A 4,568-nucleotide genomic window follows, 5' to 3' on the forward strand; every position below is an offset into this window, starting at 1 on the left:
GTTTCGTTTCAGAACGTGGAAAAATCCTTCCACGTCGTGTAACTGGAACTTCGGCTAAAAACCAACGTAAAGTAACAACAGCTATCAAACGTGCTCGCGTAATGGCTTTGATGCCTTTCGTAAACGAAGATTAAAGAAAAGACCCCGACGGGTCTTTTCTTCAGGTCCGGGGGACCTCTTTTTCATGAGCTCGGAAATAAGAAAGCGAATCAAGACCCGTAAGGGTCTTTTTTTAGGTCCAGTGGACCTCTTTTTCATGAGCGTAGAAATAAGAGAGCGAGTTAAGACCCACTCGGGTCTTTTTTCTTTCTTTGACTATAAAAGTGTTATAATGATAGTATGAATTTTCAAAGGGGAGCCTTATGCAGGGAAACAGTATTATTAGAAAAATGCAAGAATCTGACATTAAAGATCTATCTCAAGGATTTATCAGCCAAGGTTGGCCGGGTAGAGAAGAAATTTTGGCTAGATATTTTCTTGAACAAGAATGTGGGGAGAGAGAAGTCTTAGTTGCAGAGGTTGAGGGTGCTGTTGCGGGCTACATTACTATTTTACCCGATGCTAAGCAGGGTCCCTTTGCTGGAATGGCTCCAGAACTTTCAGATTTCAATGTCTTTGAACCCTTTCAAAATCAAGGTATTGGAAACCTCTTGATGGAAGAAGCTGAAAATCGAGTTAAACTCATATCGGATAAGGTGACCCTTGGTGTTGGGCTCCATTCAGGTTATGGACCTGCTCAGAGATTGTACATCAAACGAGGCTATATTCCAGATGGTTCGGGAGTTTGGTATCGAAACCAACCGTTGGAAATGAATGCCACTATTCAAAATAATGATGATTTAGTTTTGTACTTATCCAAGGAATTAGAATAAGAGATAGCGAATTTTTTGAAGATATGGGATTTCTCTACTTTATGGTATAATGGAAAGAGTGATGGAAAAGAGGTAGAGAGATGGATGCGAAATTAAAATACAAGGCAAAGAAGATTAAGATTGTCTTCTTTGATATTGATGATACCCTGCGTACGTCAAAGACAGGTTTTATTCCAGCTACGATTCCCACGGTTTTTAAGCAATTGCGTGAGAAAGGAATCTTGACAGGAATTGCTTCTGGGCGTGGCATTTTTGGAGTTGTGCCAGAGATTCGTGAACTCAAGCCTGACTTTTTTGTAACCCTGAATGGGGCTTATATCGAGGATAAAAAAGATCAGGTCATTTATCAACATCAGATTGACAAGTCAGATGTTGAGGAGTATATCTCTTGGACAAAGCAAGAGGGGATTGAATATGGCTTGGTTGGCAGTCATGACGCCAAACTCTCCACGCGAACAGAACTGATCAGTGAGGCGATTGATCCGATTTATCCGAACCTGGGTGTGGATCCTGACTTTCATGAAAAAGCAGATATATACCAGATGTGGACCTTTGAAGATAAAGGGGATGACTTGCAGCTACCAGAGTCTTTATCGGATAAACTTCGCATGGTGCGTTGGCATGAACATTCATCTGATGTGGTACCAATTGCAGGTTCAAAGGCTGCTGGTGTGGCAAAGATTGTGGAGCATCTAGGCTTGAAACCAGAGAATGTTATGGTCTTTGGAGATGGGCTCAATGACTTGGAACTCTTTGATTATGCTGGAATCAGTATTGCTATGGGTGTTTCCCATGATAAAATCAAAGAAAAAGCAGATTATATTACAAAAACAGTAGAAGAAGATGGCATTTTTGATGCCTTAGAAGGATTTGGTATGGTAGAAAAAGAATTGCATTTCCCACAAGTAGAAATTGAATCAGTAGAGGGTCCTCTTGCGACCATTAAGACAAATCACGGAGACTTGCGTATCAAGCTCTTCCCTGAACATGCTCCTAAAACAGTAGCTAACTTTATCGCTTTGTCGAAAGATGGTTATTATGATGGTGTGATTTTCCACCGAATTATCAAGGACTTTATGATCCAAGGTGGAGACCCAACTGGTACTGGTATGGGTGGAGAGTCTATTTATGGACAAGCTTTTGAAGATGAATTTTCAGAAGAACTCTACAATATCCGTGGCGCTCTTTCTATGGCCAATGCTGGGCCAAATACCAATGGTAGCCAGTTCTTTATCGTGCAAAACCAACACTTGCCATACTCTAAGAAAGAGATTGCGCGTGGTGGTTGGCCTGAACCAATCGCTGAGATTTATGCAGAACAAGGTGGAACTCCTCACCTTGACCGCCGCCATACTGTTTTTGGGCAGTTGGTAGATGCTGAATCTTTTGCGGTCTTGGATGCCATTGCAGCTGTTGAGACTGGTGCAATGGACAAGCCAGTTGAAGATGTGGTAATTGAAACGATTGAAATTGAGGACTAAGATGAAAATTGGTGATAAGCTAACTGGGCGTATTACAGGAATCCAGCCCTATGGTGCCTTCGTCGAATTAGAGACAGGGGTGATTGGGCTGATTCATATTTCAGAGATTCGGACAGGATTTATCGAAAATATCTATGAAGTTTTGAAAATTGGTGAAGAAGTGCAAGTTCAGGTTGTTGATTTAGACGAATTTTCAGGTAAAGCTAGTCTATCTATTCGCACTCTGGAGGAAGAAAAACATCAATTGCCAAGACGGAGACGTTTTTCAAATGATCGTATCAAGCACGGTTTTGCACCACTTGGGCGAATGATGCCGATCTGGACAAAGGAAGCCCTCAACAATCTGAGAGAGAAAAACTAGTCTATTAGATTTCGTATTTTTAAAAATCAATATATGGAAGAACAATTATTAAAATCAGGAGAGCGAATCAACCAGCTCTTTTCGACAGATATCAAGATCATTCAAAATAGAGAGGTGTTTAGCTATTCGGTGGATAGTGTTCTCTTGTCACGCTTTCCTCGCTTCCCTAAACGGGGTTTAATTGTGGACTTTTGTGCTGGAAATGGTGCAGTGGGACTTTTTGCTAGTTCACGTACTCAGGCGCGGATAATATCTGTAGAGATTCAGAAGCGCTTGGCGGATATGGCAGAGCGTTCGGTTCAGTTGAATGGCTTGGAAGAGCAGATGCAGGTCATCTGTGATGATTTAAAAAATATGCCTGCCCACATTCAGGGAAGTAAGGTGGATATGATTTTGTGTAATCCGCCTTATTTTAAGGTGGATCCGCATTCTAATCTCAACGAGAGTGAACACTACCTTCTGGCCAGACACGAAATTACGACTAATCTAGAAGAAATCTGCCGAAGTGCTCAGAGTATTCTAAAGTCTAATGGCCGTTTGGCTATGGTTCATCGTCCAGATCGGCTCTTGGATATCTTGGACATGTTGCAACGCCACAATTTAGCTCCTAAGCGCCTGCAATTTGTCTATCCTAAACGTGAGAAGGAGGCCAATATGCTCTTAATCGAAGCTATCAAGGATGGATCGACCAGTGGCTTTAAGGTCTTGCCACCACTCATTGTTCATAATGATGATGGTTCCTACACGCCAGAAATTCAAGAGATTTATTATGGATCATAAGGCCTATATGTATGTGGTAGAGTGCCGCGACGGTTCTTACTATACGGGCTATACAACGGATGTGAAGAGGCGCCTTGCCGTTCATAATAGTGGTAAGGGAGCCAAGTATACCCGAGCTCGCTTGCCGGTCAAACTCATCTATGTAGAGGGATTTGCCAGTAAGGAAGAAGCCATGTCTGCAGAAGCTCTCCTCAAACGTAAGAAGAGACCACAGAAAGAACGATTTTTATCCGAAAATCAAGAAAAAAATCTAGTCAACCATATTGATGTCTAACGAGGAGTCCTTTGGCTTCTCTTACTTTTGTCAAAAGAGGAAAAAAGTGCTAAAATAAGATGAATAAATTAAAAGAGGTATTATCATGTCTAAGATTCTAGTATTTGGTCACCAAAATCCAGACTCAGATGCCATCGGGTCATCTGTAGCCTTTGCTTACCTTGCAAAAGAGGCTTATGGATTGGACACAGAAGCAGTTGCTCTCGGTACTCCAAACGAAGAAACAGCCTTTGTTTTGAACTATTTTGGTGTGGAAGCACCGCGTGTTATCACATCTGCTAAAGCAGAAGGCGCAGAACAAGTCATCTTGACTGACCACAATGAATTCCAACAGTCAGTGTCAGATATCGCTGAAGTAGAAGTTTACGGTGTTGTAGACCACCACCGTGTGGCTAACTTTGAAACTGCAAGTCCACTCTACATGCGTTTGGAACCAGTTGGATCAGCGTCTTCTATCGTTTACCGCATGTTCAAAGAACATGGTGTAGCAGTTCCTAAAGAAATCGCAGGTTTGATGCTTTCAGGTTTGATTTCAGATACTCTTCTTTTGAAATCACCAACAACACACCCATCTGATAAAGTCATTGCTCCTGAATTGGCTGAATTGGCTGGTGTCAACTTGGAAGAGTACGGTCTTGCTATGCTGAAAGCTGGTACTAACTTGGTTAGCAAATCTGCTGAAGAATTGATTGATATCGATGCTAAGACTTTTGAACTCAACGGAAATAAGGTTCGTGTTGCCCAAGTCAATACAGTTGATATTGCTGAAGTCTTGGAACGCCAAGCTGAAATCGAAGCTG

7 protein-coding genes are annotated in these 4,568 nt (G+C 41.9%); all 7 read left to right on the forward strand.

Annotation, left to right across the window (positions count from 1 at the left end; genetic code table 11):
• Positions 1 to 134, forward strand: a 134-nt coding sequence (gene rpsR, locus SORDD16_RS11525; protein WP_241734008.1) for a 30S ribosomal protein S18, incomplete at its 5' end; no start/stop codon positions are given.
• 228 nt (positions 135 to 362) lie between these two features.
• On the forward strand, positions 363 to 872 hold the full coding sequence (locus SORDD16_RS03005) for a GNAT family N-acetyltransferase (RefSeq protein WP_061452330.1): 510 nt from the start codon (positions 363 to 365) through the stop codon (positions 870 to 872).
• A gap of 80 nt (positions 873 to 952) precedes the next feature.
• A complete protein-coding gene (locus tag SORDD16_RS03010; RefSeq protein WP_061452331.1) occupies positions 953 to 2,353 on the forward strand; it encodes a bifunctional Cof-type HAD-IIB family hydrolase/peptidylprolyl isomerase in 1,401 nt (466 codons plus the stop codon).
• A 1-nt stretch (position 2,354) separates the two neighbouring features.
• On the forward strand, positions 2,355 to 2,714 hold the full coding sequence (locus tag SORDD16_RS03015; RefSeq protein WP_000689617.1) for a S1 RNA-binding domain-containing protein: 360 nt from the start codon (positions 2,355 to 2,357) through the stop codon (positions 2,712 to 2,714).
• 33 nt (positions 2,715 to 2,747) lie between these two features.
• Positions 2,748 to 3,494, forward strand: coding sequence for a tRNA1(Val) (adenine(37)-N6)-methyltransferase (locus SORDD16_RS03020; RefSeq protein ID WP_061452332.1), 747 nt, complete (start codon positions 2,748 to 2,750; stop codon positions 3,492 to 3,494).
• Positions 3,484 to 3,768 (forward strand): GIY-YIG nuclease family protein, encoded by a 285-nt coding sequence (locus tag SORDD16_RS03025; protein WP_000349631.1) that lies wholly within the window; start codon positions 3,484 to 3,486, stop codon positions 3,766 to 3,768. Before SORDD16_RS03020 ends, SORDD16_RS03025 begins: the two co-directional genes overlap by 11 nt.
• An 85-nt stretch (positions 3,769 to 3,853) precedes the next feature.
• Positions 3,854 to 4,568: manganese-dependent inorganic pyrophosphatase (locus SORDD16_RS03030; protein WP_061452333.1), on the forward strand; the 715-nt coding region annotated here is incomplete at its 3' end.

This window comes from Streptococcus oralis (genome assembly GCF_001578945.1).
In the GTDB taxonomy this organism is placed as follows: domain Bacteria; phylum Bacillota; class Bacilli; order Lactobacillales; family Streptococcaceae; genus Streptococcus; species Streptococcus oralis_Q.

Bases quoted from the DNA above. Each gene is read 5' to 3' on its own strand.
- SORDD16_RS03020 (WP_061452332.1), top strand. From the start codon at position 2,748: ATGGAAGAACAATTATTAAAATCAGGAGAGCGAATCAACCAGCTCTTT.
- SORDD16_RS03010 (WP_061452331.1), top strand. From the start codon at position 953: ATGGATGCGAAATTAAAATACAAGGCAAAGAAGATTAAGATTGTCTTC.
- SORDD16_RS03025 (WP_000349631.1), top strand. From the start codon at position 3,484: ATGGATCATAAGGCCTATATGTATGTGGTAGAGTGCCGCGACGGTTCT.
- SORDD16_RS03005 (WP_061452330.1), top strand. From the start codon at position 363: ATGCAGGGAAACAGTATTATTAGAAAAATGCAAGAATCTGACATTAAA.
- SORDD16_RS03015 (WP_000689617.1), top strand. From the start codon at position 2,355: ATGAAAATTGGTGATAAGCTAACTGGGCGTATTACAGGAATCCAGCCC.